Here is a 26,083-nt window from a genome sequence, read left to right on the forward strand (position 1 = left end):
CCGGGCGCGCCCGGTTCGTGGGGGTGGGGCGCGCCCGGAGCGGGTGGGGCGGGGGGTGGTCAGGTGTGCAGGAAGCGGGCGGCGATCTCGTGGGCGAAGGCCATGATCGTTTCCTGCGGGCTGATGCCGGTGACGCCGGGGAGCACGGAGGCGTCGCCGACGTGCAGGTTGTGGTGGCCGTGCGGGCGGCCGAGTTCGTCGCACACGCCGCCGCGCTCCGCCGGGCCCATCCGGCACGAGGCCGTCGAGTGGACGGACACCAGTTGCCAGTCGCCGGGTTCGACGCCCGCGCAGGAGGCTTCCACCTCGGCCGTGTCGTGCAGGGGCGGGGCGGCGGCGACCGGCGGGAGGAGTTCCACCGCCCCGGTCGGTGGGGGGGTCAGTGGGGCGGGGGGCCGAGGAGGCCGGTTTCGTGGGCGAGGATCGCGGCCTGGACGCGGTTGTCCAGGCCGAGGCGGGTGAGGATGCGGTTGACGCGGCTCTTGACGGTGCCTTCGGTGAGGCCGAGGCCGTCCGCGATCTGGGCGTTGGAACGGCCGCGGGCGACCAGGACCAGGACTTCCAGTTCCCGTTCGGTGAGCGCTTCGAGTGCCCGTTCGCGGTCGTCGTGGACGCGCGGGGTGCCGATCAGCAGTGCTGCGGGCAGTGCGGTCACCGCTCCGACGAGGCGGCGGGTCACGCTCGGGGCGAGGACGGACTCGCCGTCGGCCACCACCCGGATCGCCCGGGCCAGTTCGTCGGGACTGCTGTTCTTCAGCAGGAATCCGGTGGCGCCGGCCCGCAGGGCGGCGTGCACGTACTCGTCGTGGTCGAAGGTGGTGAGGACGAGGACGCGCGGGGCGGGGTGGTCGGCGTGGGGCCAGTCGGCGAGGATCCGCCGGGTGGCCTCGACGCCGGTCGTGCCGGGCATCCGCACGTCCATCAGGACCACGTCCGGGCGCAGGTCGAAGGCCAGGGCCACGGCCTGTTCCCCGTCGCCGGCCGTCCCGACCGCCCGGAGGTCCTCCCGGCGGTCGATCACGGCGCGCAGCGCTTCGCGCACCATCTCCTGGTCGTCCACCACCAGCACCGCGAGCGGGGTCACGCCACCGCTCCGGCAGCCGGGCCCAGGGCTCCTGACGGCGTGTCGGCCCCCAGCGGCAGGGTGACGGACAGCCGCCATCCGCCGTCGTCGCGCGGCCCGGCGTGCACCGTTCCGTCGAACGCGGCGGCCCGTTCGCGGATGCCGAGCAGGCCCCGTCCGGAACCCGGTACGGGTCGGTGTCCGGGGGCCGGCGGGCCGTTCTCGACCAGGAGGGTCAGGGCGTCGGCGGTCCTGCGCGCCTCGATCCGCACCCGGGTGGGGCCGGCGTGCTTGAGGACGTTGGTCAGTGCCTCCTGGGCGACGCGGTAGGCGGAGAGCCGGATCGCCGCGGTGAGCGCGCCGGGTGCGGCCAGGGCGTCGTCCACCGAGGCGGTCACCCGGCAGCCCGCGGCCTCCAGCACGGACGCGAGCCGGTCCAGGTGGGCGAGTGACGGTTCCGGTGCGAGATCGTCGGCGCCGTCCGCCGGTGCCAGCAGTCCGAGGATGCGCCGCATCTCCACCAGGGCGGTGTCGGCGGTCCGCGCGATCCGCTCCACCCCGGGCCGTCCGTCGCCGGGGTCGCCGCCCTCCCCGGCGAGCGCTTCGCCGGTGGCGCGGGCCTGGACGGCGATCGCGCTGATGTGGTGGGCGACGACGTCGTGCAGGTCGCGGGCGATGCGGGCCCGTTCGGTGCGGACGGCCTGCCGGGCGTTGGCCTCCCGTTCGGCGCGCAGGCGGGCGTTGAGCAGGCGCAGCCGCCCGGCCTGGACGCCGATCCGCCGTCGTCCCCGGCCCAGGAACCAGGCGGTGGTGAGGAAGACCGTGTACGTGGTGGCGCTGGTCGGCTCGACGGAGCCGAGGTGCGCGGGCAGGGCGCGTCCGCAGAGCAGGTCGGTGCCGACGGCGGTGGCCAGCGCGAGCGCCGCGGCGGGTGCGCTGCGCGCCGCGGGCGCGTAGCGGGCGGCGGCGTACACCCCGAGGACGAGCAGGTAGGGGCCGGGCGTCTTGCCCGGCACCGGGTCGGCCGCGGCGAACAGCACGAAGGCGGCGGTCATCGCGGCGAGGACGGCCACCGGCCGGTGGCGGCGCCACAGCAGGGGCACGGTCTGCGCGCCCCAGAGCAGGGTGCCGGCCGCGCTCGGCGCGGGGTCGCGGGCCAGCAGGGTGAGCACGTCGAAGGCGGTCAGGCCGGCGCCGAGCGCCGCGTCCGGCAGCCACGGCCGTCGGGCCAGCAGGTCGGCGCACCGGTGGGTGAGGCGGCGCGCTGCGGCCGCCGGGTCCGTTGTCATCACTGTCATCACTGGTCGTCAAGGCTAACGGCCGGGGCGCGGGCGGCGATCCGCCGTCCGGCCGCATCGAAAGGTGCGTGCGCGACGGCGGCCTCGCCCGGCGGGACGATCCGCGCGGTGCCGGTCCGTCCCTAGCGTCGGCTGCGGTCCGGAGTTCCCCGGGCCGACCGCCGACCGATCGGACCGACCCGCCATGACCGACCGTCCGTCCCTGCGCGCCGCCGCCGGGCCCGCGCTCCTGCTGCTGCTCGGGACCGTCGCGCAGTGCTTCGCCGTCGGCGGGCGCTTCGACCTGGCGCCGGCCGCCTGGATCTTCCCCGTCCTGCTGCTGCGCTTCACCCGGACCGGCCGGCCCTGGTGGGGCGGGCTGGGCGTCTGGGCGGCCAACACCGTGGCCGCGCTGTGCTGGCTGGTGGAGTCCCGGATGGGCCTCGTGCCCGTCACCGTCGCCGGGGCGGCCGCCCTCTCGGCCCTGCTCGCGCTGCCGTTCCTGCTCGACCGGCTGCTGGCGGCCCGGCTGCGGCCGGCCGCCGCGCTGCTGCTGTTCCCCGCGGCGTTCGCCGGGGCGGAGTTCCTGATCACCCTGGTCTCGCCGTTCGGCACCGCGTACGGCAACCTCGCGGTCACCCAGGACGGCGACCTGCCGCTGCTCCAACTGCTCGCGCTGACCGGCTCGTACGGCGTGGCCTTCCTCGTCGGCTGGTTCGCCGCCGTGGCCAACCGCCTGCTGGAGCAGCGCTCCTGGCGCCTCGCGCGCCGGGCCGTCGCCGTCCACCTGGCCGTCCTGCTGGCGGTGCTGGGCGCGGGGAGCGTCCGGCTCGCCTTCCTGCCGCCGCGGGCGCCGACCGTCCGGGTCGCCGGGGTCAGCGCCGACCGGGCCGCCCTGGACGGGCAGCGGGCCGCCTTCGCCCGGGTGCCCGGCGGCTCGCGCCGCGACCTCGCCACGGCGCCGGCCGCCGAGCTCCAGCCGGCCGTCACCGCCGTCGAACGCAGCCTGCTCGACGCCACCCGGCGGGAGGCCGGGGCCGGCGCGAAGATCGTGGTCTGGCCCGAGGGCGCCGTCAAGACCCAGGATTCGTACGCGGGTTCGGTGATCGCGCACGCCCAGGACGAGGCGCGCCGCTCCGGGGTCTACCTGGAGATCGGCATCGAGACCTTCGGCGCCACCGGCCCGGCGTACGGCCGCGACCTGGTGTTGCTGATCGACCCGGCGGGCGCCGTCCGGTGGACGTACGACAAGGCGCACCCCATCCCCGGCTCCGAGTCCTACACCCCCGGCGACGGCGAGGTGCCCGTCGTGGACACCCCGTACGGCCGCCTCGCCACCGTGATCTGCTACGACGCGGACTTCCCCGAACTGATGCGGGTGGACGCCGACGTCATGCTCGTCCCCGCCCACGACTGGCGGGAGTACGGCCTCGCGCACACCCGCAAGGCCGCGCTGCGCGCCGTCGAGAACGGCTACGCGCTCTTCCGCCAGGACTCCGAGGGCGTCACCGCGGCCTTCGACCGCCAGGGCCGGGTGCTGGCGACCACCGACTACTTCACCACCGACCGCCAGGCCACCGTGGCGTACCTGCCCACGCGGGGGGCGCCGACGCCCTACACCCGGATCGGCGACACCTTCGCCTGGCTGTGCCTCGCCCTCACCCTCGGACTCTCCACCGCGGCCCTGCTCCGGCCGCGCCGCCCCGGCGCAGCGGCCCCGGCCTGAGCGCGGAGGCGGTGGGCAGCCGGCAGCCCGGAGGAGGCCGGGTCGTCGCCGGTCTCCACCAGGAGGCGGGCGGCGAGCTGCCGACCGAAGCAGGCTTCGACGAGCCCGGGGTGGCGGCCCCGGGTTCCTGCGGTGGTCGGTTCCTGATCCGCCCGTGCCCGAGTACCGGGTAGCCGTCCGAGGGGGGTGAGAAGGCGGGCGGGGCGGGGCCGGGAGTGGCGGGCGGCCGCCCGGCGGCGGGGCGTCGCCGAGGTGCTGCTGACGGCCCTGCAGGATCGGATCCGTCGGCGGCGGCCTTCGGTTCGCCGTGTCCGGGCGGCGGGCTCGAAGCGGTCGCCTCCCGGTCCTGACCGGCAGGCAGGGGGCGGGCCGGGGCTACAGGTCGCCGTGGAGGTGGGCGGGGGTGGTGAGCAGGAGGAGGTGTCCGGCCTGGGCGGCGGGGCGGAAGTCGAAGGGGGTGGTGAAGGGGCCGGTGATCAGGAGCAGGGTGCGGTGGTCGCGCAGGCGGCGGCGCCAGTGGCGGTCGGCGGGGACGGGGCCGTCGAACCAGCGGGTGCCGTCGGGGCGGTGCAGGGTCAGGCGGTGGTCGTCCAGGACGGCCGACCAGCCGGGGTGCGGGTCGGCGGAGCGGTGGAGGGTGTCGAGGCCGGTCCAGCCGTCCGCGGCGAGCACCGGGCGGTGCGGGCAGGCGGGGACGACCAGGACCGGGCGGCCGTCGGGCATCAGCTCCGGCCAGGGCCCGCCGTGCAGGCCGGTGCTGCCGATCATCTCCACACCGGCCCCCTTCCCCCCGACCAGGCCACTCACCCAGCTGCCCAGGGGGTTTCCCGAGGACAACAACATCATCGGGCAGGACACCGCCCCGAAGAGGGCGAACAGGAAAATGAACTGACACGACGTCAATAACCGGCGGGGGCCTCGCCGGTCATGGCGTCCCCCGCACGGCGTCCCCGGGAAGGGGACGGGTCCCCGGGGGCTACCGCTTCCGTACGGCGTTCCAGAAGTCGTTCTCGTCGCAGTAGCGGTCGCTCTCCTTGAGGAGTTCGCACACCTCCTCCCATCCGGTCGCGTCGCCGCTGAATTCGGATGCGGCGGCGAGGAATTGGCAGTCCGTCACGTCGAACCTGTCGGTCCGGTCGAACGTCCGGGGCCTGACCAGGCGTTTCGCCTTCGCGCTGGGGTTTCCGGTCGCGGTGGTCGCGGGTTCCGCTGCTCCGGGGGTGCGTTGCACGGTGAGGGCGGCCATCGACTGGCCCGGGGCGCCGCGCATCTCCCTGCCGTGCGGTCGGGCGTTGACGACCGAGATCCGGGCGATGTCCCCCCACGGGATCCGGAGTTGCGCGCTCGACCTCCCCCTGCGGACGGCCACCGTCACGCCGAGGGAGTCCACTCCCACGGACTTCCGCCAGGCCAGCGGCCCGGAGAAGGAGAGCCAGAGGCAGAGGAGCCCGAAGAGCCCGATACCCAGTTCGAGGGCCGACACGACCAGGATGTCCGCGAGCGTGGTGGAACTGTCGGCCTTCGAGTTGACCGCCATCACGACGGCTGCCGCCACGAACCCGGCCCCGAGGACGAGGCCGGGCCCGGACACGGATTCCCTGGGGACGCTTGCCGTGGCGGACCGATCGGGCCCGATCGACCGCCGCTCGGTGGGCGGTTGGGACTTCTTCCGCCGGTCCGGGCTGCGCCGGGGCTTGCGCGGCTTCGCTTGCTGCGGCGGGTCCACCGGGGCCCGGCCCTCTGGGGCCTGGTCCTCTGGGGCCTGGTCCTCTGGGGCCTGGTCCTCTGGGGCCTGGTCCTCTGGGGCCTGGCCCACCGGGGCCGGAGCGGCCGGTACGGGTTCCCGCTCGGTCGGGGTGTAGGCGGCGGGAGGTTGTTCGCGGAGTGCGGTGAGGGTCTGGGCGGTCTGTGCCGCGGTGGGGCGCCGGGCGGGGTCCTTGGCGAGGAGTTGTCGGACGAGGTCGGCCAGCGGTGCGGGGACGCCTTCGATGTGGGGTGGTTCGGTGTCGAGGTGCTGGTGCATCCAGGCGGCGAAGGTGGGGCCGGGGAAGGGGTGGGTGCCGGTCAGCAGGGTGTGCAGGGTCGCGCCGAAGGCGTACATGTCGCAGCGGGGGGTGGCCTTGTGCCCCGTCCACTGCTCGGGCGGTATGTAGGGGGCGGAGCCGATGACGACGCCGGTGGAGCTGAGGTGCGCGGTGGCCTCGGTGTAGCTGGCGATCCCGAAGTCGAGGATCTTCGCGGTGTCCTGGTCGAGGTGCATCAGGTTGGCGGGTTTGATGTCGCGGTGCACCACGCCCCTGCGGTGGGCGTGGTCGAGCGCGTCGGCGACCTGGGCCATCAGGGCCGCCGCCCGCTCCGGGGCCAGGCCCCGGGGGTGGCGGCGGAGCAGGTCGGCGAAGGTCCGGCCCTCCAGGCGTTCCATGACGACGTACGGGTGGCCGTCGCTGTCGCCGATGTCGTGGACCACCGTGATGCCGGGGTGCTGGAGCGCGGCGACGGTGCGGGCCTCGTTGCGCAGCGACGCGAGCAGCTGCGGGTCGCTGCCGAGCGCCGCGAGCACGATCTTCACCGCCACGGTGCGGCGCAACTGCTCGTCGTGCGCCGCCCAGACCTCCCCCATGCCGCCGCGCCCCAGCCGTTCCGTCAGCCGGTACCGCTGCCCCAGCAGCGTTCCAGAATCCACCCCGTGGCACCTTCCGCCCGTCCCGGAGCGGGCACGGCCCACTCCCCCGTGGAGAAGAGTCAACCACCAAGGCCGGCCCGCGGACAGGCCGTCAGTTCGATGGCCGTCCGGTGCGGCCTGCGCTGCGGAGCGTCCGGCGGTGCCGATGCGGCCGGTGCGGCCGGTGCGGCCGGTCCGGGGTCACAGCCAGTCCTTCCGGACGGCTTGGGCCCCTGCCTGGAAGCGGCTCTCGGCGCCCAGGCGGTTCATCAGGTCCTGCATCATCCGGCGCACGGTCCGCAGGGAGAGGCCGAGTTTGCGGCCGGCGGACTCGTCGGTGTGGCCTTCGCCCAGGAGTTTGAGCAGGGCGCGTTCGGATCCGGTGAGGTCCTGGTCGTCGCGGGGGGCGGGCCGGCCGAACTCGGTTCCGCTGCGCCACAGTTCGTCGAACAGGGCGCACAGGGGCTGGATGAGGGCTTCGCCGTGCAGTTCGAGTGCGCCGCGGCGGCCGTCGCTGGGGTCGGTCGGGATCAGGGCGGTGCTGCGGTCGACGATGACCAGGCGGATCGGCAGGAGCGGGACGGTGCGGGTCAGACCGCCCAGGTCGGCCAGCCAGCGGGCGTAGCGCAGGGTGTCGGGGTCGTTGCGGAAGCTGTCCTGGAAGATGCTGCGGATGACCACCCCGCGTTCCAGCGCGAGCTGGTTGGGGTGCTTGCCGGCCTGGATGGAGTCGGGGCGGACGGCTCCCCCGCGCATCAGGGACAGGCACTCCCGGGTCGCGGTCGCCGCGAGTTCCTCCAGGCGGTCGCGGACGGCTTCGAGGGAGTCCAGTCGCAGGACCATCTCGTCATCGGGCCGCCGGTCGACGTACTCGGCGGAGAGGGCGGCGATCGCGGCCCGGGCGCTCTCCAACTGCTGCTGGCGGAAGAGCAGTTGGTTCTGGTTGCGGGCGAGCAGCCTGGTCAGTCCGACCTCCGGGCTGACGGCCCGTAGCGTGTGGGAGCCGGCCGCGGGCCGAAGGAGCGTCAGTTCCAGTAGTTCGTCGAGCGCTTCGCGCACCTCCGCCTCCGGCAGGTGCAGGTTGGCGGCGATCCGGTCGACCCCCCAGTCCGGTTCGGCCAGCAGGCTCCGGTAGACACCCTCCGTCAGTGCGTTCAGTCCGAGTGCTTGCAACACCGCGCTGTCCTCCCCGTGTCGAAGATCGTCATCATCGGTGCGCGGCGACCGGGGGCGCAATGCCTCTGCAGACGAAATGATCCGGCACACAGATGATCTGGCACGTAGATGCCGAGTGACTTGATGCCAGCCGTACGGCCGTGACATCGCCTTCCCCGGGCGGCAAGCTCTTCCTCAGCAGCGGAGAACACCACGAAAACGGGGCGAGTTCCGCGAACCATTCACCGGCACGGAATCAGTGACGAAACAGGAGAGAACAGTCGTGGCTCACTCGATACGCATCGTATGCACTGCTCTGGTCGTGGCATTCACCGCCGGCCTGGGCGCCGCCGCCGCGGGCAGCGCCGTCGCGGACCACTCGGGCGCCCGACACACCGTCATCGCCTCGGGCTTCGACTGGGACAGCGCGCGTCCCGCACCACCCACGCAGAGCTGACGGGATCCCGTGCACCTGGTCGCAGTGACTCTCGTCCGTCCTGACCCGGCGCCGTCGCAGCTGACGGCCGCAACGGTCACCGATCTGATCTGGGTCCACAGCCGGCCCGAAGACCGGGTCGAGCACATCCGCACCCGCGTCGACCCCGACCTCTACCGCATCGCTGCCGCGATCATCGCGGACACTCCGGATGCGGCGGTTGCGAACCTGCGCCGCGTCTGCGAACGCGCGCTGCGGCACGCGCCGTCCCTGCGCGGCTGGCACCTCGTCCCCGCGTAGGAACTCTCTCCCGAGCACTTGAGCGCTTGAGCGCTTGAGCACCCGCGCACTCGCGCACCCGCGCACCCGGGTGCAGTCGTGCCGGGAGATCGAGAACCGCCTGCCAGCTCCCGTCCGAACTCGCGGAATTCATGCGGGATTCGTGCGGAATCCATGCGGAATCCGTGCGGGAAAAGCCCGCCCCAATGCCCTGGCGACGGCCGGGGGCACCTCCTCCGTTCCCTTTTCCCGAAAGAAGGTTGTCCGCCATGTCCGTCTTCGCCAAGCTCGCCACCGTCGCCGCCCTCGCCGTGCCGATGCTCGTCGCCGTTCCCGGGACCGCCAGTGCCTCCACCACGTCCGGCTGTTCCAGCGTCACGCAGATCGGCAGCACCGCCTACCTCAACGTCGGCGGGCAGACCATGGCCTCGGTCAAGCAGTACAAGGGCTGCGGGAAGAACTACTCCTACCTGTACGTGTGGGAGGGCTACCGCTCCACCCACAGCAGTTGGAACGTGTGCGCGGCCATCGTCACCAACGGCGGGCACGACGTCCAGGACCCCCAGTGCGACCGCAACGTCGTGGAGATCTGGTCCTCCGGCGCCGCCACCCTGTCGCAGTGCACCCAGGCCCTCGGCTGGAACGGCAACGGCCCCATCCCCTACTCGGGCGACGTCGCCGTCAAGACCGACGTCCGCTGCTGACCACCGCGCCGGTCCGGCGCCCTCACCAGCCCGCTGCCCGGCACCGACGCGGGAGCAGGGCCGACCCTCCGCACCCCCACCGGAAGGAACCACCGCATGGCATCCGTCACCACGAACCGGAACACCGCGACCCGGGGCACCACGAACCGGAGCACCGCGACCCGGAACGGCGCGACCCGGCTGCTGACCGCCGCCGCCGTCCTGAGCGGCCTGCTGTTGAGCGCCGCACAGGCCCACGCGGCACCACCGCCACCGTCCCCGGCCGGGGCGTCGGCGGCCGCCGTCACCACGCTGCCCGTGGTGGACATGGAGGCCACCGTGCTGGCGGCCCAGATCGATCCCCGGCGAGCCGATAACACGCTGACCCCGGGGGCCAAGGACTCGGTGCTGGCCGTCGAGCAGGCCCTGCAGGCCCGCAACCTCCTCGACGCCCGTTGGGTGGACGGGTACTTCGGCACCACCACCATCGCCGCCTACGCCGCCTTCCAGCGCTCCCTCGGCTACAGCGGCCTGGACGCCAACGGGCTGCCCGGCGCCTCCTCCCTCGCCGCACTCGGGCAGGGCCGGTTCACCGTCACCCACCAGATCGGGCCCGGCGCGCGGCTGCAGCGCGACGGGTACACCGTCGACACCCGCACCCAGAACATGCTGACCGAAGCCGAACGCCTCCTGGGCTTCCGCCTCACCCTGGACCAGGGCTCCTACAACCCCGGCGGCGATCCCACCTCCGCCGGCACCCACGACGGCGGCGGCGTGGTGGACGTCAACGTCGACGGCATGTCCAGCACCACCCGCACCGCCGTCGCCCGGGCCTTGCGCCAGGTCGGGTTCGCCGCCTGGGTCCGCAACCCCACCCAGGGCAACTGGCCGTGGCACATCCACGCCGCCGCGATCAGCGACACCGACCTGGCCACCCAGGCCCAGAACCAGACCGGGGACTACTACCTCGGCCTCAACGGCCTGGCCAACCACGCCGCCGACGACGGCCCCCGCATCCCCATCCAGACCTGGGAGCAGTACCAGCGCACCCACTGACCGCGCGCGGCACGACCACCTGAGCACCCGGGCACCTGCACGTCCGCACGCCACGAAACACGTCACGAGAAGCGAGAAGAGAGAGCCATGAAGAACATACGCACCACGCTCACCGTCGTCGGCACCGCACTGGCCCTGGCCGTCCCCCTCGTCGCCGCCACCTCCGCCCCCGCCTTCGCGGCGTCCCGCGACGGGGTCTGCGACTCCGGGGAGTTCTGCTATTACTACAACAGCGACGAGGCCGGCTCGGTCTCCGACTTCACCGGCTCGATCAGCGACCTCGGGGCCACCCAGCCGACCTGCTACGACTTCAAGAGCGCCGGCGCCGGCCAGGGCATCTGCGTCAAGAACAACGCCGCGTCGGTGTGGAACCGCACCGGGCAGACCGTCCGCGTCTACTACAACAGCGGCTATGCCGGTGCCAGCCAGGACTTCGCCCCCGGCGCCAAGGGCAATCTCAACTCCACCCTGAAGAACAACAACGCCTCCCACCTGTTCCTCAGCAGCAGCGGCGGCGGCAGCAACCAGAGCCCCACCAACGACTTCGACCACGGCACCCGCGGCTTCGCCGCCAACAACTGCACCGCCTTCGCGGCCTACCGGATCGCCAGCCGCCTCGGCGTCCCGAACTTCAGCAACTCCTACAGCGGCACCACCTGGGGCAACGCCGCCACCTGGGACGACGCCGCCCGCCGCCTCGGCATCACCGTCAACACCACTCCGACCGTCGGCGCCATCGCCGTCAACGACACCCACGGGGTGTACGGCCACGTCGCCTACGTGAACGCGGTGTACTCCGACGGCTCGTTCGACGTCGAGGAGTACAACTGGAACAACCCCCTCGCCTACGGCACCCGCAGCCACCTCAAGGTCAGCAGCTCGGAGGCCTCCTTCCAGCACATGATCCACTTCTGAGCCGCCACCAGCAGGACACCGGCACCCCCGGGCCGCGGGCAACTCCCCCGCCGGGCTGACCCCGTGGGTGTGCGGGTCGCGGCAGCGTGACGAGGTCCGCCGGAGCCGCAGCAGTACTCATCGAAGCCCCGCCAGGCAGGTGACTTCACCAAGTCGCCTCCGCCCGACGGGGCTTCGATGTGTCGCCGGCCTGCCGGGCAGGGAGGACGGAGAGGGCAGGGAGCCCGGGGAGGGCTGGCGGGGGCAAAGTGCGGGCAAAGTACGATCGGTGGGCTTGTGGATCCCGGTTCTGTGAGGAGTGTCCCTGATGGTGTTCAAGCGGCTTCTCGGCGCCCTGGGCGTCGGCGGACCGACCGTCGACACGGTGCTGTCCACCCCCGCCGTCTACCCCGGCGGCACCGTGCACGGGCAGGTCAACCTGGTCGGTGGCGAGCGGGACGCCGAGATCAACGGTGTCACGCTCTGCCTGGCGGCCCGGGTCGAGGTCGAGTACGGGGACGAGGAGGGGCACACCACCAAGGAGTTCGCCCGGGTGCAGGTCTGCGGCCCGCTGCGGTTGGCCGCCGGGGAGCGACTGGCCGTCCCGTTCGCCTTCCCGGTGCCGTGGGAGACGCCGCTGACCGCGATCGGGGGGCACCACCTGGCGGGCATGGTGCTCGGGGTGCGCACCGATGTGGACATCGCCGGCCAGCTGGACCGCGGGGACACCGATCCGCTCGCGGTGGAGCCGCTGCCGGTGCAGCAGCGGGTGCTGGAGGCGCTGGCGGCGCTCGGCTTCCACTTCCACCGGGCCGATCTGGAGGCCGGTCGGATCCACGGCACGAGCCAGACGCTGCCGTTCTACCAGGAGATCGAGTACAAGGCGGCGGCGCAGTTCGCGCGGCGCTGCAACGAGGTCGAGCTGTCGTTCGTGACGGGCCCTCACCGGGTCGAGGTGGTGCTGGAGTTCGACAAGCGCGGAGTGTTCGGCGGCGATTCGGTGCGCACGTTCGTGCTGGACCACGCGGCGGGGCAGCAGGACCTGACCGGCACGGTGGACGGCTGGATCCGGGGCGCGCTGGGGCACTGACCGCGCGGGGCGGAAGCAGAAGCGGAAGCGGGAACGAAGGACCGACGGGTCGGCGGGGCTGGGTGCTCCGGCGGCCCGTCGGCGGTCGTCCGGCGAAGCGGGGCGGGGCAAGGTCAGACATCTCATGTCGCTGGCGGTCAACTCGGCGGTGGCGGCGTCACGTCCAACCCCTGCAGTCGGTGGCATCTGAGTCTTCAGCCGGCATGTCGGAACCGCCCGGTAGCATCGCCGAGCGTTGTGAAGGGGAGTCCGGAGGGGATCGAACGTGCAGGTCGCGGGTGTTGACTTTCGGGTGAATCATCCAGTTCTGGCGCTGGGATCGACCGATTGGTTGCCGGCGCTGGACTTGCGAGACGAAGCCGCGGTCGGGTGTGACACCCACGTGGTGGTCCGGGTTCAGGCTCAGGTTCGGCTGGTCAGGGTCCGGCTCTTCTCCGAGCCGTTCGAGGAGGGGCCCGGACCGGATCCTTCCTTCACGACTGTCTTCGAGGGGGCGATCTCGTTGGCCGACGGACGGCTGGTCATCGGTGATGTCATGGGTGTGACGCGCTTCGTGAGTCTCGTCGGGGAAGCCGGCAGGCGGCGGATCCGGGTCGCCGTTGACGAGCCCGGCTGGAACGCGGCTGCAGTCGACATCTCTGTCGGCACGCGGCTTTAGGCAGCGAGTGCGACAGCCTGGGCGAAAGCCTGTTCGGAGTCGTAGAGCGTGCGGCTCTGCAAGCAGTGGTGGAGGCAGCCGAGGAGCTTGTTGGACAGGTTCCGCAGAGCTGCGGTGTGCCGCTCGCCGCCGCCGCGTCGGGCGTCGTAGTGCTCTCGGGGTTCGTGCGAGCGCAGGGCGGCGAAGGCCCACATGTAGCCGGCGGAGCCAGCCTCTGGTTCTTGACGGCTCTGGCGACCACGACGCGGCTGCGGCCGGAGGCCCGGGTCACCGGTGCGGCGCCGGCATATGCCTTCAGAGCCCGGGCGTCGACGAAGCGGTGCCGGTCGTTACCGATCTCTGCGAGGACGCGGGCTCCGGACGTGACGGACAGCCCGGGGAAGCTGGTGATGATCTCCGCGTCGGGATGGGAGAGGAACGCCTCCTCGGTGGCCGCGGCAAGGTCGTCGACGCTCCGGCAGGTGGCGTCGAGTTGCTGGATGAGGGCCTGGGCCTGCTTGCCCATGGCCTGCTCGACCGTCGGCAGGTGGTGCAGGCACTCCCTGCGGAAGATCTCCCGGAGCCGTTCGACCTCCACGTCGGTCCTACGCCGGAGCCGTCCGGCGCGGTTGAGCAGAGCACGCAGTTGGCTGCGGGTGAGTCGGGCCGCCGCCGGGGTGGGTGCCGTGGCCAGGACCGCTCGGGCGTGCTTGGAGTCGAGGCCCAGCGTGCCGGAGCCGTGGAACGCCTGGAGGGCGGCCGGGTAGTACTCGCGCAGGTGGGAGCGGAGTCTGTTGACCATCTGGGTCTTGTCCCAGACCGCGTCCTGGTGGGCTCGGGCCAGCACGGCGACGGCCTGGACGAGTTCACTGTCGATGGGAAGAGCCCGGTGGGCGGCCATGTCGGTGCGGAGGATGTTGGCCAGGACGCGGGCGTCGGCGGCGTCCGACTTGGCCCGGGAGATGCTGCTGCGGTCGCGGTAGCGCGCGGCGGCCAGTGGGTTGATCGCGTAGACGTTGCGCCCGGTTGCCCGCAGACCGGCCACCAGGAGACCGCGCGGAGTCTCGATCGCCACCGGTATGGGCTCCTCGGGACTGTCGCCGTGGCGGGCCAGCAGCTCCAGCAGCTCATTGAAGCCGGCGCTGTCGTCGCTGATCCTCAGCTTGGCCAGTTGGGTGCCGCCCTGGTCGACCAGCGCGATGTCGTGGTGGTTCTCGGCCCAGTCGATACCGCAGAAGATGTTGCTCAACCTCGTTCTCCTGTTTGCGAGTTGCGTCAGTGGTGGTCGGCTCCGTGCGAAGCACGCGGCGCTCTAATAGAAGTGCTCGGGGCGCGCCATCTCATGAGCCGTTCGTGTCTCCAGCGACCGGCAGGGACCTCGGTCTGTTGGAGAGCTCCGGGCTCGCGAACTGCTGAGAGGCCGGTTTGTGAGGTGGTACCCGTTTCGAGGCGATGTTGAGGAGCGGTGTCACTTGGTGGGACGGGCGGAAACACAGCCGATCAGGGCAAACTCGCGCGAGTGTGCTGGGCTGTATCTGTCAGGCTGCTCCGCCGTGAGCACTTCGAATGCCCTGCCGATTCTGCGAACTCCCGATCTGCTGAGCGCCCACCAAGTCATCCAGCGTCTGCTGAGCCTTGCCATCCCCATGGGCGAGGTCCTCGTTGACGTGGAGACGCAAGCACTGACGCTGGCAGAGGCACAGCGCATGGTTGCTGCCTTCCCGGAGGCCTGGGTGTGTCCTGATGACCCGTATCGGCCTGAGTCCAACGATGAGATCCGGCGCATGATCGCGGCAGGGGATCCGCGGATGGTGGCACTGCTCCCGGTGACGCTCTACCTTGAGGACCAACCGGTCGGGTCGGTCGAGGAGGCGTTTTTCGGTGTGATCGGTTCGGGGAGAGGCCGGATTACCTGGGACTACTTCGCCTGGCCGGCCGTCCCGGAGCTCGATCTGGAGATGGTCAGCAAGGATGCCCATCTCCAGATCTCCATCAACAGTCGTGACGTGTTCCGTGAGGTTCCTGCCACGGAGCACACGGTCTTCATCCACTTCCGCGAGGGTGGCGAGGCACGTGCCGAATGGCTGGCCCGGCAGGTTGGGCTGCAGCTGATAGGGCCGGTGGAGTGGGGCTGGTAGGGGCCGGTGACGGTGCCGGTTGGGTCCTGAAGGCCGTGGGGGCGCGGTCGGCTACTGCTTCCTGGTGAAGCTGCCGGGGGCGACTTCCGTGAGGACATCGAGCTTGGCGAGGCGCTTCAGCTTGGCACGGGTCTTCTCGATGTTCTTCGCCAGGAGTTCGTGGTCGAGGGCTTCGCAGACATCACGGGCTCGGAGTGGGCCGGAGGTCTCGTTGAAGGCGGCGAGGATGCGGGGGTAGTCCGGGTGCTCAGGCGTCTCCGGCGCCCCTGCCGGGAGGCGGTCCGCGAGCGCCGTGACGGTTTTGCGGGTGATCGCGAGGTGTTCGAGATAGGTCTCCGCCTCTCGCAGTCGGTCCTGCAGGTCCTCGATCTGCGTGCGGAGGTCGCCGGCCAGGGCCTGGGCGGCGTTCTCCTGGATGGCGAGCGCATCGAGCAGGGGCTGAATGGTCACGCGGTCATCGGCTCCGGGTCGCGCCAGGTGGCTGTATTCGCGCAGGTGAGGCGGCGGGCCATGACCTGGGTCATCGCCCAGTAGACACGGGAGGCGGGGGGGTCGGACGGTGCTCGTAGTCACGGACCAGACGCCGGTGCAGTATCAAGATCCCATAGGTCTGCTCGACCCTCCAGCGTTTCGGCTGCGGGATGAATCCTCTGTCCTGCGGGTTGCGTTCGACGATCTCGACCTCGATACCGAGGAGGGTGCCCGTGCGCGGTGACCTGCTTCTTGAAGCCCTGGTCAACCAGAGCCTTGCGGACGGTGCCGCCGACGTACACCGCGACTTGGTCCAGCAAGGCGATGCCCGCAGCGTTGTCATGCGTGCTCTCGGCTAAGGCTTGTCCCGTAACGCCTGACCGCAGTTGAGATCTCGCCAGAACGCCTGCCGCCTCGGCCTATTCCTCGAAGCTGAGGTACTGCAGGTGGTGGCGGACGAGCAGAGGTTGGATGCGGATCAGCTCAGGACTCGAATGAGTCCTTCGCGCTGTCCCGTCGGGGCCGCTTGACGCCGCTGCACGCCAAGAGTTCGGTCCCCGTGGCGTCGAAGTACAGAGTGAAGGACCAGAGCCCGTCCGCTGAGTCGATGAGCCCGGTGCGCAGTTGCTCGCCGTTGTGCCGCGCGAGGATCTCAACGGTCTCGTCGAGGCCGATGATCTCTTGCCGGCCACGGGCCAAGGTGTGCTTCAACCTCGTTGCGGCGATACCGGCGACCATCCAGTGGGGCACCTCCCTGTCCCAGATCGTCACGTCGGCGCCGGCAGTGATGGCGTCGCGTGCCGGCTTGCAGGCGCTGGTCTGGTCGGTGAGCATCGCGGCGATGTCGAGCCGGTGCGGGGGCTCGTCTTCAGTGGCCATGCCGTGACTGTAGAGACCGTGCGGGGAGGTTGCTACAGGATTCGGCGGGGCCGGGGCGAGGGAGACGGAGCATCGCGATGTTGCGACGGGCATTGCGGAACGATCTTGTGATGGCTGGTGTGATCACGGCTTCGGAGCCGTCCTGGACATCCCCGTTCACCGGGCTGCGCCCACGCGACTTCCAGAAGCTGACCACGATGCTCCGCCGCGAGGGCGCCGACGCGATGAACCGAGGCCGCCCGTGGAGTCTGCCGTTGGAGGACCGGGTTCTGCTGCTCGCCGCCTACTGGCGTACGAACCTGACGCTGCGGCAGCTCGCGCCGCTGTTCGGGGTGTCGAAGTCTGCCGCGGGCCGGATCATCAACCACATCGGACCCCTGCTCGCACTCCATCCGCGGCGCCGGTTCCGCAAGGGCACCGTGCTGATGGTCGACGGCACCCTGGTCCCCACCCGCGACCACACGATCGCCGAGCAGTCGAAGGACTACCGGTACCCCACCAACCACCAGGTCGTCATCGATGCTCACACCCGACTTGTCGTTGTGGTCGGCAAGCCCCCGCCGGGCAACCGGAACGACTGCAAGGCCTGGGAGGAATCCGGTGCGAAGGCCGCCGTCGGCAGGACGACGACCATCGCCGACGGCGGCTATCCGGGCACCGGCCTCGTCATCCCGCACCGGAGATCACCCGGTGGCGAGCTGACCGAGTGGCAGGTCGCGCACGATCGTGAGCACAAGCAGGTCCGCGCCCGCGTCGAGCACGTCTTCGCCCGGATGAAGACCTGGAAGATCCTCCGCGACTGCCGCCTCAAGGGCGACGGTGCCCACCACGCCATGCTCGGCATCGCCCGCCTCCACAACCTCCTCCAGGCCGCATAGGCGAAGCCAATCTAAAGCTTGTCCCGCATCTGAGTGGTGGGGAGCGCGGCGACCAGATGTAGACGTTGGACGCCGCCTCGTGTCAGCGGCATCCCGCTGCGGGTCACGAGGTCCTGAGCGGCAGGGCCGATCCTCATACCGGACGTTCGCCGGCCCTGAGTGTTCTCGACGATGGCTGGCCGGGTCGCCGCTCTCAGAGCTTTCCAGGCAAGGCTCGTCTCCTCGGTCAGGAGCTGGTGTCTCTCAGTCCCGACCTCCTGCTCGATCCAGCGCACCGCGAGACGGCCGGCTTCGAAGACTTCGCCCTCGCCGTCCTGTAGGCGGCGTGAGCAAAGGAACTGCATGACGGCCGAGTGTCCGATGTCGGATCCGGCGGCGACGGCGTCGTCCACCAGGACGTCCTCAGGCGCCCGAGCCCCAGTCGGCAGAAGCAGAAACGCTTGCCGACCACCGCAACTCAAGGCCTCCCCGAGGTGGCGATGCAGATGCACCTGGTGAAGGCCCTTCGGGCCGGGATGACTGCACAGCCAGCCGGATCGCGGCAGGGCGTCGCTGATGCGCTGTCCGATGAGCTGCTCGTCTTGGGGCAGCGACCAGACATCGGTCGTCTTCGTTCGGGAGCCAGGAGAAGCCACGCGCGCAGCATGGCAGAGAGCGAGGACATCCCCCCAGGGACGTCCTGGTTCCGGCCCCCTGTCTCAGGCAGGGCGGTCTCCGCTGGCTGATGCGAAGATCACGGGATGCCTCGTGTGATCACCGCATCGGAAGCCTCATGGATACTCCCGTTCACCGGGCTGACTCCGCGGGAATTCCGCACGTTGGTCGTGGCGCTGCGACGCGAGGGCGCCGATGGGATACGTCCGGGACGCCCCTGGGGACTGTCGCTTGAGGACCGGCTTTTACTGGTGGCCGCCTACTGGCGGACGAACCTGACGCTGCGACAGCTTGCACCGCTCTTCGGCGTGTCCAAGTCGGCCGCCGACCGCATGCTGCAGCACATCGGCCCGCTGCTCGCGCTCAAGCCCCGCAGACGGTTCCGCCCGGCCACCGTGCTGATCGTGGACGGCACGCTGGTGCCCACCCGGGACCGCTCCATCGCCGCACAGTCGAAGAACTATCGCTACTCGACCAACCACCAGGTCGTCGTCGACGCTGATACCCGCCTGGTCGTCGCCGTGGGCCGCCCACTGCCAGGCAACCGCAATGACTGCAAGGCGTGGACCGATTCGGGTGCCGCCTCCGAGGTGGGCAAGACGACCACCATCGCCGACGGCGGCTACCAGGGCACCGGACTTGTCATCCCGCACCGCCGCCCAGCAAGCGGCGAGCTGTGCGACTGGAAGAAGGAACACAATCACTCACACAAGCGGGTCCGCGCCCGCGTCGAACATGTCTTCGCGCGGATGAAGACCTGGAAGATCCTCCGCGACTGCCGCCTCAAAGGTGACGGCGTCCATATCGCCATGCGCGGCATCGCCCGTCTCCACAACCTGCTCCGGGCCGCGTAAGCCCCGCCCCCATCAGCCCGGTACCCCGCCGGTCACCGGGCAGCAAGATCGGTTACGGAACAGCCTTTAGGACGACAACGGCGATGATCAGGCCCAGCACGTCCACGGCCAGGCCCGCTTGCGGCCAGGCACCCGCTTCGCCGGGTCCCGACCGGCCGTGGAGGCGGGGACCCCGGCAGCTGCGTGGACACTCTGCGTGGCCAGTACCACCAGGGTTGGATCCTCTAATCGGCGGACCCGCTCGCGGAGTTGGCAGCGCAGGAGTTCGTGGATCACCTGATCGGTCCCGTCGTCCCGCCAGGCAGCGAAGTAGTAGTACGTCGCGCTCTTCGGCGGCAGATCGTGCGGGAGGTAGGCCCACAGGCAGCCGGTCCTGCCCTGGTAGAGGATCGTGTCCACGATCTCGCGCCTCGCATAGGTGCCCTGGTGGCCGCTCACCGAGCGGTGTCGGTCCTTCCAGGCCCTGAGCACCGGCTCGATCAATGACCACTGCTCGTCCGATAAGTCGCTGGGGTACAGCTTGCGTTCACTCACCCCGCCACCCCAGCAGACCACCGGCCGACGACCGGCAGACTCCGCCCACACCCACACCATCAGGTGACAACAGAACCGGTCAGACAGTCACGAACCACCCTCTGAGAGGTCGGCCCCTGCCTACGGGCTGAGGACATGAAACCTGGCTTGGTGCGGAGCCACCGGGCAGGGCGCGGTCTTGCTGAAGGGATCGCGTCCCCGGATCCACCTTGGGCCTCCGCCCGGTGGCGTGGTGAGGAGGGGCCGGTCTGACCCGAGGGATCACAGTCCCGGAACGGGGCCGGCTTCCACCTCACACAGAGGGCCTTTGCGCTTCCGTGCTCGGGCTCACTTGCTGAGCTATTAGGGCGGAGCGGGGTCAGGACGGGGTGGGGACCATGCGGTGCAGGCCCTTGCGGTCGTAGTAGCGGGTCATGGCGAAGCCGAAGACCAGGGCGACGGCGAAGCCGAGCAGGATCATCAGCCAGGCCCGGGTCAGGCCGGCGTCCGCGCGGGCGTCGAAGTAGAGGATGGACCGGACGCCGCCGACGACTTGGCGCATCGGCTCGAAGGCGCCCAGGAAGCGGTAGAAGGAGGGGGTCGCCTGCAGGGGGATGGTCGCGCCGGAGGAGGGGAGGGCGAGCGCGATGAAGACGAACATGGCGACGAGTTGGCCGAGTGAGCCGAAGGCCGCGTTGATGGCCTGGGTGCCCAGGCCGACGGCCACGCAGGCGCAGAACGAGAAGACCCACAGCAGCGGCAGGTGCGGGGCGTCCATGCCGAGGATGCCCACGGCCGCCAGCATGATCATCGTGGTGGTGACGGCCGACAGCCCCGCGGTCATCGTCATCTTGACCACCAGGGTCTGGGTCCGGGTGATCGGGAGGGTCGGCCGGCGCGAGTGCCACGGGCCGATCTCGCTGTCCGCGTAGCCGAGGGCGCCGTCCACTCCGTTGTGCACCAGGTTGGCGCTGAGGAAGCCGGCCAGGACCAGGAGCAGCGTGTAGTAGAAGGCGCTCAGGCCGAGTCCGGTGTGCCGGGCGATCGGGTGTCCCTGCTGGACCTGGACGTCGACCGGGTCGGCGAGCAGGAGTCTGGCGGTGGCGGGGGCGTCGGGGGCGGCGGCGGTCAGCTGCTTGCCGAGTGCCACCGAGGACTCGTGGGCCGCGAGTTGGGTGATCTGCGAGGCCAGCGAGGAGGCCAGCGAACCGGTCCCGGGGTTGGTGAGCGCCAGCAGGACGGGGCGGGCGGTGGCCTGGCCCGTCGTCAGGGCGCCGACGCTGCGGGTGAAGTCCTCCGGTACCACCAGGGCCCCGTACACCTTTCCCGAGGCGAGTTGTTCCTGGGCCTGGGCCCGGGAGAGCCGGCGCCACTGGACCTGGCCGGGGGGCGTGCCCGCGGCCACCGCGTCCGCCAGTTCCGCGCCCAGCGGCGCGGTCCGGCCGGGCAGGGGCGGGCCGGCGTCGGAGTCGACCAGGGCGATCGGCATCCGGTGCAGGTCGTCCTGCGGCGTGAGGATGCCGCCCATGTACAGCAGGGACAGCACCAGGGCGACCAGGGCGCTCAGCACGCCCGGCACCAGCCACAGCTTGCCGCGGCGCAGCACCTTCGCGGCCCGGGCCTGCGGGGCGTTCACCTGTGGGGGGATTCCGGTCGCCATGCCGCTCCACGCTCGACTCGCACCGCCAGGCCCCCGGCCGGGAGCCCTGCCGACGATAGGACCCGCCGGGCCGCTCCCGGCCGCGACACCGGCCGCGGTCACCCCAATGGGGCAGCCCGGAGGTGGGCGGCGGGGGCGGCGGCCGGGGTGTCGCGGGCCGCCGGAGCGGGTGGAAAAGGGCAGGTCAGAGGCCCGATCGGCGGGGCCGGACCGGGGTTGACGGGCCTGCGGACTTCCACCACCCTTCCACTAATCGAATAGTGAAAGGGTACTTTGCCGATGCCACTGGCCGCCGCCACTCCCCCGCCCGCCGCTCCACCTGCCGACCCGACCGCCGACCAGACCGCCGACCGCTCGACGCGGGCGGCGGGGCTGCCGGGCCCGCTGCTGCGCCGCCCCGCCGTACTGGCCTGGGGGTTGGCGGCGGGGTTCGCCGCGCTCTACCTCTGCGTCGCCGTCAACCGGTACCGGCGCGGGCTCAGCAAGGCGTACGACCTGGGCATCTTCGAGCAGGCCGTGCGGGCGTACGCGCACGGGCAGGCGCCGATCGTCCCGTTGAAGGGGCCCGGCTACCACCTGCTCGGGGACCACTTCCATCCGCTGGTCGCCGTGCTGGCGCCGTTCTACCGGGTCTTCCCGAGCCCGTTGACGCTGGTGGCGGCGCAGGCCGTGCTGATGGCGCTGGCCGTGGTGCCGCTCACCCGCTGGGCGCACGAGGTGGCCGGGGCGCGGGTGGCGCTGGTCGTGGGGTGCGCGACCGGGGCGTCGTGGGGGATCGTGCGGGCCGCGGCGGACGACTTCCACGAGATCGCGTTCGCGGTGCCGCTGCTGGCGTTCGCCGCCGTCGCGCTCGGCCGCCGCCGGCCGCTGGCCGCCGCGCTCTGGTCGCTGCCGCTGCTGCTGGTGAAGGAGGACCTCGGGCTGACGGTGGCCGCCGTCGGCCTGCTGATCGCCTGGCGGGCCCGGCGGGAGCGGCGCACGCCGGTGCCCGGGCTGGTGCTCGCGGTCGTCGGCGTCGTGGCGACGGCGCTGGTCGTGCTCGTCGTGCTGCCGTCGTTCAACCCGCACGGGGGCTTCGACTACTGGCAGCAGCTGGACGGGGGCGGTGGCGCCCGGGCCCCGTTCTGGGCGCTGCCGTTGCGGCTCGGCTGGCCGCCGGTGAAGTGGCTGCTGCTGTTCCTGCTGGCCGCCACCACCGGTTTCCTGGGCCTGCGTTCGCCGCTGGTGCTGCTCTGCGTCCCCACCCTGGCCTGGCGGCTGCTCTCCACCAACCCGCACTACTGGGGCGTCAGTTACCACTACAGCGCGGTGCTGATGCCGGTCCTGTTCGCCGCCCTGGTCGACGCGGTGCGCCGGGCCGGCGGGACGAGCGGGACGAGCGGCGCGGGCGGCGCGGGCGGCGCGGGCGGAGCGGCCGGGGCGGGGCGGCGGGTGCGGCGCGGGCTGGCGGTGACCGTGCTGGTGGCGGTGGTGACGCTGCCGCTGTACCCGCTGCACGAGGTGGTGATGCCCGAGGCGTGGCGGACCTCGCCGCGGGTGGCCGAGGCCCGGGCGATGCTCCGGCTGGTGCCCGACGGCGCCGCGGTGGCCGCCTCCAACCGGCTGGCCGCCCAGCTCACCTCCCGGGCGGACGTCACCCTGGTGTGCCGGGCGCCGGTCGGCGCGGGCCCGCGGTGGGTGGCCGTGGACCTGCGCGATCCGAGCGTGAAGGCCCCGTGCGCCACCGCCGACACCGCCCGGATGCTGGCGTTCTACCGGGGGGCTGGCTACCTGCCGCGGTTCGAGCGGGACGGGCTGCTGCTGCTCGAACGGCCCTGACGCCGCCTCGGCTCCCCGATCTGACGGTCGGTCGGCGACCCGCCCCCGGTCCGGCTTGACCCCCGCGCCGCAGTGGGCCACCATTCCACCATTGAACTAGTGAAAGGCCACAACAGGCGTGATCGGGTGACCGGATGATCGAGTACCGCATCGATCGGCGCAGCGGCGTCTCCACGTACCAGCAGATCGTGCAGCAGACCAAGCAGGCCCTGCGGCTCGGTCTGCTGGAGCCCGGGGACAAGTTGCCGACCGCCCGCGAGGTGGTCGAGCTGACCGCGATCAACCCCAACACCGTGCTGAAGGCGTACCGCGAGCTGGAGCGCGAGGGGCTGGTCGAGCCCCGGCCGGGGCTCGGGACCTTCGTCCGGCGTTCGCTGGCGCGGCCGGAGGCGGCGGCCGACGGCCCGCTGCGCGGGGAGCTGGTCGGCTGGGTGGACCGGGCCCGCGCGTCGGGGCTGGAGCGCGAGGACGTCGCCGCCCTGGTGGCGTCGGTACTGGACCAGCGCTTCGGGACGCCCGGCTCCGCCGGGTGACGGCGCGCCGGTGACCTCCCGGGTGGCGCCCGGGGACCGAACGGAGGCGTCCCGGGCACTGCCCGCGGCGCCGGAACGAGAAGCGAGCGAGGGGGACCGGGTGAACGACCCGACAAGTGCGGTTCCGGCGCTGGAGGCCGCCGGGCTCGGCCTGCGCTACCGGGGCGAATGGGCCCTGCGCGACTGCGACTTCACCGTCCCGGCGGGGCGGATCAGCGGCGTGGTGGGCCCCAACGGCGCGGGGAAGAGCACCCTGCTCGCCCTCGCCGCCGGCCTGCTGGCGCCGGACGCGGGCGGGCTGCGCGTCCTCGGCGAGCCGGCCGGCGCGCCGGGGCTGCGGGCCAAGGTCGCCTACGTGGCGCAGGACAAGCCGCTGTACCCGGGGCTCACCGTCGCCGAGACGCTCCGGATGGGCCGCGAGCTCAATCCGGTCTGGGACGAGGAGGGCGCCCGGCGGATCGTCGAGCAGGGCGAGTTGCGGCTCCGGGCCCGGGTCGGTTCGCTCTCCGGCGGCCAGCGCACCCGGGTCTCGCTGGCGCTGGCGCTCGGCAAGCGCGCCGACCTGCTGCTGCTGGACGAGCCGATGTCCGACCTCGACCCGCTGGCCCGGCACCAGTTGACGGGCGCGCTGATGTCGATCGCCGCCGAGCGCGGCACCACGATCGTGGTCTCCTCCCACGTCCTGCCCGAACTCGACGGCGTCATCGACCACTTGCTGCTCGTCCAGGGCGGCCGGGTCCGGCTCTCCGGCGACCTGGAGGACGTCCTGGACGGCCACCGGCTGCTCGCCGGGCCCGCCGCGGGGCCCGGGCTCCCGGAGCACCTGGTGGTCGAGCGGCGGGTGGTCGGGCGCCGGGCCACCGCGCTGGTGCGCACCGACGGGCCGTTCGACGAGGGGTGGCAGAGCGAGCGCCCCGGGCTGGAGGAGCTGCTGCTCGGCTACCTCCGCTCCCCCGGCAGTGGCCGCAGTGCCCGCAGTAACGACGAGAACGACGAGAGGGCGGCATGAGCACCGACGTCCTGACCGAGCCGGCGGAACCCGCCGCCGTCCGGGAGCGGGGGGCCGCCCGCGCTCCCCGGCTGCGCGGGCTGCTCTGGCTGTCGCTGCGGCAGAACCGGGTGCTGCTGCGGGTGCTGGCCGTGCTGCTGGTGCTGGTCTCGGCGGACCTGGTGTGGCTGCACGTCTCGATCGGGCACATCGTGGGCGTGCTGCGGCGGACCGGCTGCTACTACCCCGAGACGTGGGACAGCAACGCCTGCTGGATCCTGCTCTCCCCGATCAGCCGCCCGAACTTCTGGTACCTGTCCGTCCTGCAGCCGCTGGCCGCCGCCCTCCCGCTGCTGCTGGGGGTGTTCGTCGGTGCGCCGCTGCTGGCCCAGGAGTACGAGCGCGGCACGATCCGGCTGATCCGGACCCAGTCCGTCGGCCCCGCCCGCTGGTTGGCGGCCCGCCTCGCCGTTCCCGGCGTCGCCGTGCTGGTGGTCAGCGGGGTGTTCGCCTGCCTGATGACCTGGGTGTGGTGGACGGACGTCGTGCACGGGCCGATCGCCTTCGACCCGCCGTTCCAGGCCCTCACCTACCCGGCCCTGGGGGTGGCCCCGGTGGCGTGGTCGCTGTTCGCCCTCGCGCTGGGCGTCCTGGTCGGCCAGCTGTGCCGCCGGGTGGTCCCCGCGATGTTCCTGACCGGGGCGCTGGTGGCGGCCCTCGGCGGCCTGGCCTTCTGGGCCCGGCCGGACTTCTGGCCCGCCGTCGAGGCGACCGGCCCGGTCGGCACCTCCCAGCCCACCAACGCCTGGCTGGTCGACCGGATGCTGGTGCTGGCGGACGGTTCGCGGGTGCGCACGTCGGCCTGCCTCGGCTCGGACCCCTGCGCGAAGGCCGACACCGTGTGGCTGCGCTACCACCCGGCCGGGCACCTGGTGCCGGTCCAACTGGTGGAGGCCGGAGGGCTGCTGCTGCTCACGGTGGCCGTCCTGGTCGTGGTCTTCCGGCGCCTGCGGCGGGAGCGCCGCTCCTAGCGGTCCCGGTCCTCGGCCCCGCACGCCCGGCGTGCGGGGCCGAGGCGTTGCGGGCGTCAGCCGGTGGCGTCCGCGGTCAGCATCCGGAAGTCGTAGGCCCGCGGGAGGTCCGGGCCCGAGCCCTGGTCGGGAGCAGCGCCGCCTCCGGTGCCGGTGGCGGCGCCGGAGGCGGTGGCGGCGCGGCGGTGGGCGAACCAGAGTTCGTGCAGGGAGCCTTCGCCCTCGCGGAGGTCGGCGATCTCGATGCCTTCGTGCAGGAGCCGTCCGCAGCGTTCCACGTCGCCGCTGTCGAGGGCGGCGCGGGCCTCCGTCCAGCGGGCCCGGCCGGTGGCGCGTTGGGCCGGGGTCAGGGCGTCGAGGTGGTCCAGGACTTCCCGGGGGTGGCCGGCCCGCAGGAGCAGGGCGGTGCTCTCCAGGACGAGCGGCAGCAGGGCGGGGGCGTGCCGGAGGGCCTGCCGGTAGGCGTGGGCGGCTTCGTCGAGGTCGCCGGTGTGGGCGGCGAGGGCGGCGAGGTTGCGCCAGGCCCAGGCGGTGGGGTGCCGGTCGAGGGAGCGCTGCCAGCAGGTGCGGGCGCTGTCGTGGTCGCCGCGGTGGGCGTGCAGGGTGCCGAGGTGGAGGTGGGCGAGCCAGGTGTCGGCGGCGGTCAGCGGGGGGATCCAGGCGGGGTCGCTCTGGTGGGAGGCGGGGGGCTGCCGGGCCCCCCCGGGC

26 protein-coding genes and 3 pseudogenes are annotated in these 26,083 nt (G+C 72.2%); 15 read left to right on the plus strand and 14 right to left on the minus strand.

Translation table 11 applies throughout. The annotated features are described in order from the left end of the window. Window positions 1-59: 59 nt before the first annotated feature. The 3 genes from IH44_RS0130505 to IH44_RS0130515 are packed head-to-tail and all read right to left on the minus strand — an operon-like array spanning window position 60 to window position 2,352. Window positions 60-359 (minus strand): GMC oxidoreductase, encoded by a 300-nt coding sequence (locus IH44_RS0130505; protein ID WP_030463005.1) that lies wholly within the window; start codon window positions 357-359, stop codon window positions 60-62. Window positions 360-379: 20 nt separating this feature from the next. Further along, window positions 380-1,084: a response regulator transcription factor gene (locus tag IH44_RS0130510; RefSeq protein ID WP_255358151.1), complete on the minus strand. Its 705-nt coding sequence runs from the start codon at window positions 1,082-1,084 to the stop codon at window positions 380-382. Then, the gene (locus IH44_RS0130515) at window positions 1,081-2,352 is read right to left on the minus strand and encodes a sensor histidine kinase (RefSeq protein WP_051817577.1); all 1,272 of its coding nucleotides are present in this window, start codon (window positions 2,350-2,352) and stop codon (window positions 1,081-1,083) included. Before IH44_RS0130515 ends, IH44_RS0130510 begins: the two co-directional genes overlap by 4 nt. 193 nt (window positions 2,353-2,545) lie before the next feature. Between IH44_RS0130515 and IH44_RS0130520 the strand changes: the two genes are divergently transcribed. Next, window positions 2,546-4,066, plus strand: a complete 1,521-nt coding sequence (locus IH44_RS0130520; RefSeq protein WP_030463008.1) for a nitrilase-related carbon-nitrogen hydrolase — start codon at window positions 2,546-2,548, stop codon at window positions 4,064-4,066. Between the two features lie 375 nt (window positions 4,067-4,441). Here the strand turns inward: IH44_RS0130520 and IH44_RS0130525 are convergent, their stop codons facing one another. The 3 genes from IH44_RS0130525 to IH44_RS0130535 form a co-directional block, all read right to left on the minus strand. After that, a complete protein-coding gene (locus IH44_RS0130525; protein WP_232795146.1) occupies window positions 4,442-4,834 on the minus strand; it encodes a hypothetical protein in 393 nt (130 codons plus the stop codon). Between the two features lie 208 nt (window positions 4,835-5,042). Then, entirely contained in the window at window positions 5,043-6,749 is a 1,707-nt protein-coding gene (locus IH44_RS0130530; RefSeq protein WP_157852515.1) for a serine/threonine-protein kinase, read from the minus strand. A 180-nt stretch (window positions 6,750-6,929) separates the two neighbouring features. Next, the gene (locus IH44_RS0130535) at window positions 6,930-7,904 is read right to left on the minus strand and encodes a helix-turn-helix transcriptional regulator (RefSeq protein WP_030463011.1); all 975 of its coding nucleotides are present in this window, start codon (window positions 7,902-7,904) and stop codon (window positions 6,930-6,932) included. 301 nt (window positions 7,905-8,205) lie between these two features. On the opposite strand from IH44_RS0130535, the gene IH44_RS49220 reads away from it, so the two are divergent. The 7 genes from IH44_RS49220 (at window position 8,206) to IH44_RS0130570 (ending at window position 12,979) form a co-directional block, all read left to right on the plus strand. Beyond that, entirely contained in the window at window positions 8,206-8,340 is a 135-nt protein-coding gene (locus IH44_RS49220; protein WP_255358152.1) for a hypothetical protein, read from the plus strand. Window positions 8,341-8,349: 9 nt separating this feature from the next. Next, window positions 8,350-8,619: a hypothetical protein gene (locus tag IH44_RS0130545; protein ID WP_030463012.1), complete on the plus strand. Its 270-nt coding sequence runs from the start codon at window positions 8,350-8,352 to the stop codon at window positions 8,617-8,619. Window positions 8,620-8,867: 248 nt separating this feature from the next. Beyond that, window positions 8,868-9,302, plus strand: a complete 435-nt coding sequence (locus tag IH44_RS0130550; protein WP_030463013.1) for a hypothetical protein — start codon at window positions 8,868-8,870, stop codon at window positions 9,300-9,302. Between the two features lie 96 nt (window positions 9,303-9,398). Next, complete coding sequence (locus IH44_RS0130555) at window positions 9,399-10,337, plus strand: peptidoglycan-binding protein (protein WP_198545069.1); 939 nt, start codon at window positions 9,399-9,401, stop codon at window positions 10,335-10,337. 87 nt (window positions 10,338-10,424) lie between these two features. After that, entirely contained in the window at window positions 10,425-11,252 is an 828-nt protein-coding gene (locus IH44_RS46800) for a CHAP domain-containing protein (RefSeq protein WP_157852516.1), read from the plus strand. Between the two features lie 307 nt (window positions 11,253-11,559). Continuing rightward, window positions 11,560-12,321 carry a sporulation protein gene (locus tag IH44_RS0130565; RefSeq protein ID WP_030463016.1) on the plus strand — a complete coding sequence of 254 codons (762 nt, stop codon included), beginning with the start codon at window positions 11,560-11,562 and terminating at the stop codon, window positions 12,319-12,321. Window positions 12,322-12,586: 265 nt separating this feature from the next. Continuing rightward, window positions 12,587-12,979: a hypothetical protein gene (locus IH44_RS0130570; RefSeq protein ID WP_030463017.1), complete on the plus strand. Its 393-nt coding sequence runs from the start codon at window positions 12,587-12,589 to the stop codon at window positions 12,977-12,979. Here IH44_RS0130570 and IH44_RS41670 read toward each other — a convergent pair. After that, window positions 12,976-14,207: pseudogene (locus IH44_RS41670) on the minus strand (IS110 family transposase). The gene IH44_RS0130570 and the pseudogene IH44_RS41670 overlap by 4 nt on opposite strands. 304 nt (window positions 14,208-14,511) lie before the next feature. On the opposite strand from IH44_RS41670, the gene IH44_RS0130580 reads away from it, so the two are divergent. Further along, window positions 14,512-15,096 carry a hypothetical protein gene (locus tag IH44_RS0130580; protein ID WP_030463018.1) on the plus strand — a complete coding sequence of 195 codons (585 nt, stop codon included), beginning with the start codon at window positions 14,512-14,514 and terminating at the stop codon, window positions 15,094-15,096. Between the two features lie 51 nt (window positions 15,097-15,147). Here the strand turns inward: IH44_RS0130580 and IH44_RS0130585 are convergent, their stop codons facing one another. The 3 genes and pseudogenes from IH44_RS0130585 to IH44_RS41675 form a co-directional block, all read right to left on the minus strand. Beyond that, window positions 15,148-15,546 carry a hypothetical protein gene (locus IH44_RS0130585; RefSeq protein ID WP_030463019.1) on the minus strand — a complete coding sequence of 133 codons (399 nt, stop codon included), beginning with the start codon at window positions 15,544-15,546 and terminating at the stop codon, window positions 15,148-15,150. Next, window positions 15,543-15,926, minus strand: a pseudogene (locus IH44_RS48665) (IS5/IS1182 family transposase); the annotation flags it as partial. The pseudogene IH44_RS48665 and the gene IH44_RS0130585, both read right to left, overlap by 4 nt. A 124-nt stretch (window positions 15,927-16,050) precedes the next feature. Continuing rightward, entirely contained in the window at window positions 16,051-16,446 is a 396-nt protein-coding gene (locus IH44_RS41675; RefSeq protein ID WP_030463020.1) for a hypothetical protein, read from the minus strand. Between the two features lie 110 nt (window positions 16,447-16,556). Between IH44_RS41675 and IH44_RS0130600 the strand changes: the two genes are divergently transcribed. Then, a complete protein-coding gene (locus IH44_RS0130600) occupies window positions 16,557-17,324 on the plus strand; it encodes an IS5/IS1182 family transposase (RefSeq protein ID WP_030463021.1) in 768 nt (255 codons plus the stop codon). Window positions 17,325-17,335: 11 nt separating this feature from the next. Here the strand turns inward: IH44_RS0130600 and IH44_RS0130605 are convergent, their stop codons facing one another. Then, window positions 17,336-17,959 carry a hypothetical protein gene (locus IH44_RS0130605; RefSeq protein ID WP_051817582.1) on the minus strand — a complete coding sequence of 208 codons (624 nt, stop codon included), beginning with the start codon at window positions 17,957-17,959 and terminating at the stop codon, window positions 17,336-17,338. Window positions 17,960-18,064: 105 nt separating this feature from the next. Here IH44_RS0130605 and IH44_RS0130610 point away from each other — a divergent pair, with 105 nt between their 5' ends. After that, complete coding sequence (locus tag IH44_RS0130610; RefSeq protein ID WP_030463023.1) at window positions 18,065-18,832, plus strand: IS5/IS1182 family transposase; 768 nt, start codon at window positions 18,065-18,067, stop codon at window positions 18,830-18,832. A 61-nt stretch (window positions 18,833-18,893) separates the two neighbouring features. Here the strand turns inward: IH44_RS0130610 and IH44_RS41680 are convergent. Both IH44_RS41680 and IH44_RS0130620 read right to left on the minus strand, forming a co-directional pair. Then, window positions 18,894-19,366 (minus strand): annotated as a pseudogene (locus IH44_RS41680) (transposase); the annotation flags it as partial. 358 nt (window positions 19,367-19,724) lie between these two features. Beyond that, window positions 19,725-21,005, minus strand: a complete 1,281-nt coding sequence (locus IH44_RS0130620; protein ID WP_030463024.1) for a YhgE/Pip domain-containing protein — start codon at window positions 21,003-21,005, stop codon at window positions 19,725-19,727. Between the two features lie 279 nt (window positions 21,006-21,284). On the opposite strand from IH44_RS0130620, the gene IH44_RS41685 reads away from it, so the two are divergent. The 4 genes from IH44_RS41685 to IH44_RS43225 all read left to right on the plus strand — a co-directional run bounded on the left by IH44_RS41685 (window position 21,285) and on the right by IH44_RS43225 (window position 25,375). Next, window positions 21,285-22,823: a DUF2079 domain-containing protein gene (locus IH44_RS41685; RefSeq protein WP_030463025.1), complete on the plus strand. Its 1,539-nt coding sequence runs from the start codon at window positions 21,285-21,287 to the stop codon at window positions 22,821-22,823. A gap of 134 nt (window positions 22,824-22,957) precedes the next feature. Next, a complete protein-coding gene (locus IH44_RS0130630; protein WP_030463026.1) occupies window positions 22,958-23,356 on the plus strand; it encodes a GntR family transcriptional regulator in 399 nt (132 codons plus the stop codon). Window positions 23,357-23,456: 100 nt separating this feature from the next. Beyond that, the gene (locus tag IH44_RS0130635; protein ID WP_051817584.1) at window positions 23,457-24,365 is read left to right on the plus strand and encodes an ATP-binding cassette domain-containing protein; all 909 of its coding nucleotides are present in this window, start codon (window positions 23,457-23,459) and stop codon (window positions 24,363-24,365) included. Beyond that, the gene (locus IH44_RS43225) at window positions 24,362-25,375 is read left to right on the plus strand and encodes an ABC transporter permease (RefSeq protein ID WP_051817587.1); all 1,014 of its coding nucleotides are present in this window, start codon (window positions 24,362-24,364) and stop codon (window positions 25,373-25,375) included. Before IH44_RS0130635 ends, IH44_RS43225 begins: the two co-directional genes overlap by 4 nt. A 56-nt stretch (window positions 25,376-25,431) precedes the next feature. Here the strand turns inward: IH44_RS43225 and IH44_RS0130645 are convergent. Beyond that, the coding region (locus IH44_RS0130645) for a lipopolysaccharide assembly protein LapB (RefSeq protein ID WP_030463029.1) at window positions 25,432-26,083 on the minus strand (652 nt) is incomplete at its 5' end.

This window comes from Kitasatospora sp. NRRL B-11411 (assembly GCF_000721345.1).
Lineage (GTDB): Bacteria > Actinomycetota > Actinomycetes > Streptomycetales > Streptomycetaceae > Kitasatospora > Kitasatospora cineracea.

Excerpts from the sequence above, each read along its gene's own strand:
- IH44_RS0130515 (WP_051817577.1), bottom strand. The coding sequence starts at position 2,352 with ATGACAACGGACCCGGCGGCCGCAGCGCGCCGCCTCACCCACCGGTGC.
- IH44_RS0130520 (WP_030463008.1), top strand. The coding sequence starts at position 2,546 with ATGACCGACCGTCCGTCCCTGCGCGCCGCCGCCGGGCCCGCGCTCCTG.
- IH44_RS0130525 (WP_232795146.1), bottom strand. The coding sequence starts at position 4,834 with ATGATCGGCAGCACCGGCCTGCACGGCGGGCCCTGGCCGGAGCTGATG.
- IH44_RS0130550 (WP_030463013.1), top strand. The coding sequence starts at position 8,868 with ATGTCCGTCTTCGCCAAGCTCGCCACCGTCGCCGCCCTCGCCGTGCCG.
- IH44_RS0130555 (WP_198545069.1), top strand. The coding sequence starts at position 9,399 with ATGGCATCCGTCACCACGAACCGGAACACCGCGACCCGGGGCACCACG.
- IH44_RS46800 (WP_157852516.1), top strand. The coding sequence starts at position 10,425 with ATGAAGAACATACGCACCACGCTCACCGTCGTCGGCACCGCACTGGCC.
- IH44_RS0130565 (WP_030463016.1), top strand. The coding sequence starts at position 11,560 with ATGGTGTTCAAGCGGCTTCTCGGCGCCCTGGGCGTCGGCGGACCGACC.
- IH44_RS41675 (WP_030463020.1), bottom strand. The coding sequence starts at position 16,446 with ATGGCCACTGAAGACGAGCCCCCGCACCGGCTCGACATCGCCGCGATG.
- IH44_RS0130600 (WP_030463021.1), top strand. The coding sequence starts at position 16,557 with ATGGCTGGTGTGATCACGGCTTCGGAGCCGTCCTGGACATCCCCGTTC.
- IH44_RS0130610 (WP_030463023.1), top strand. The coding sequence starts at position 18,065 with ATGCCTCGTGTGATCACCGCATCGGAAGCCTCATGGATACTCCCGTTC.
- IH44_RS0130620 (WP_030463024.1), bottom strand. The coding sequence starts at position 21,005 with ATGGCGACCGGAATCCCCCCACAGGTGAACGCCCCGCAGGCCCGGGCC.
- IH44_RS41685 (WP_030463025.1), top strand. The coding sequence starts at position 21,285 with ATGCCACTGGCCGCCGCCACTCCCCCGCCCGCCGCTCCACCTGCCGAC.
- IH44_RS0130630 (WP_030463026.1), top strand. The coding sequence starts at position 22,958 with ATGATCGAGTACCGCATCGATCGGCGCAGCGGCGTCTCCACGTACCAG.
- IH44_RS43225 (WP_051817587.1), top strand. The coding sequence starts at position 24,362 with ATGAGCACCGACGTCCTGACCGAGCCGGCGGAACCCGCCGCCGTCCGG.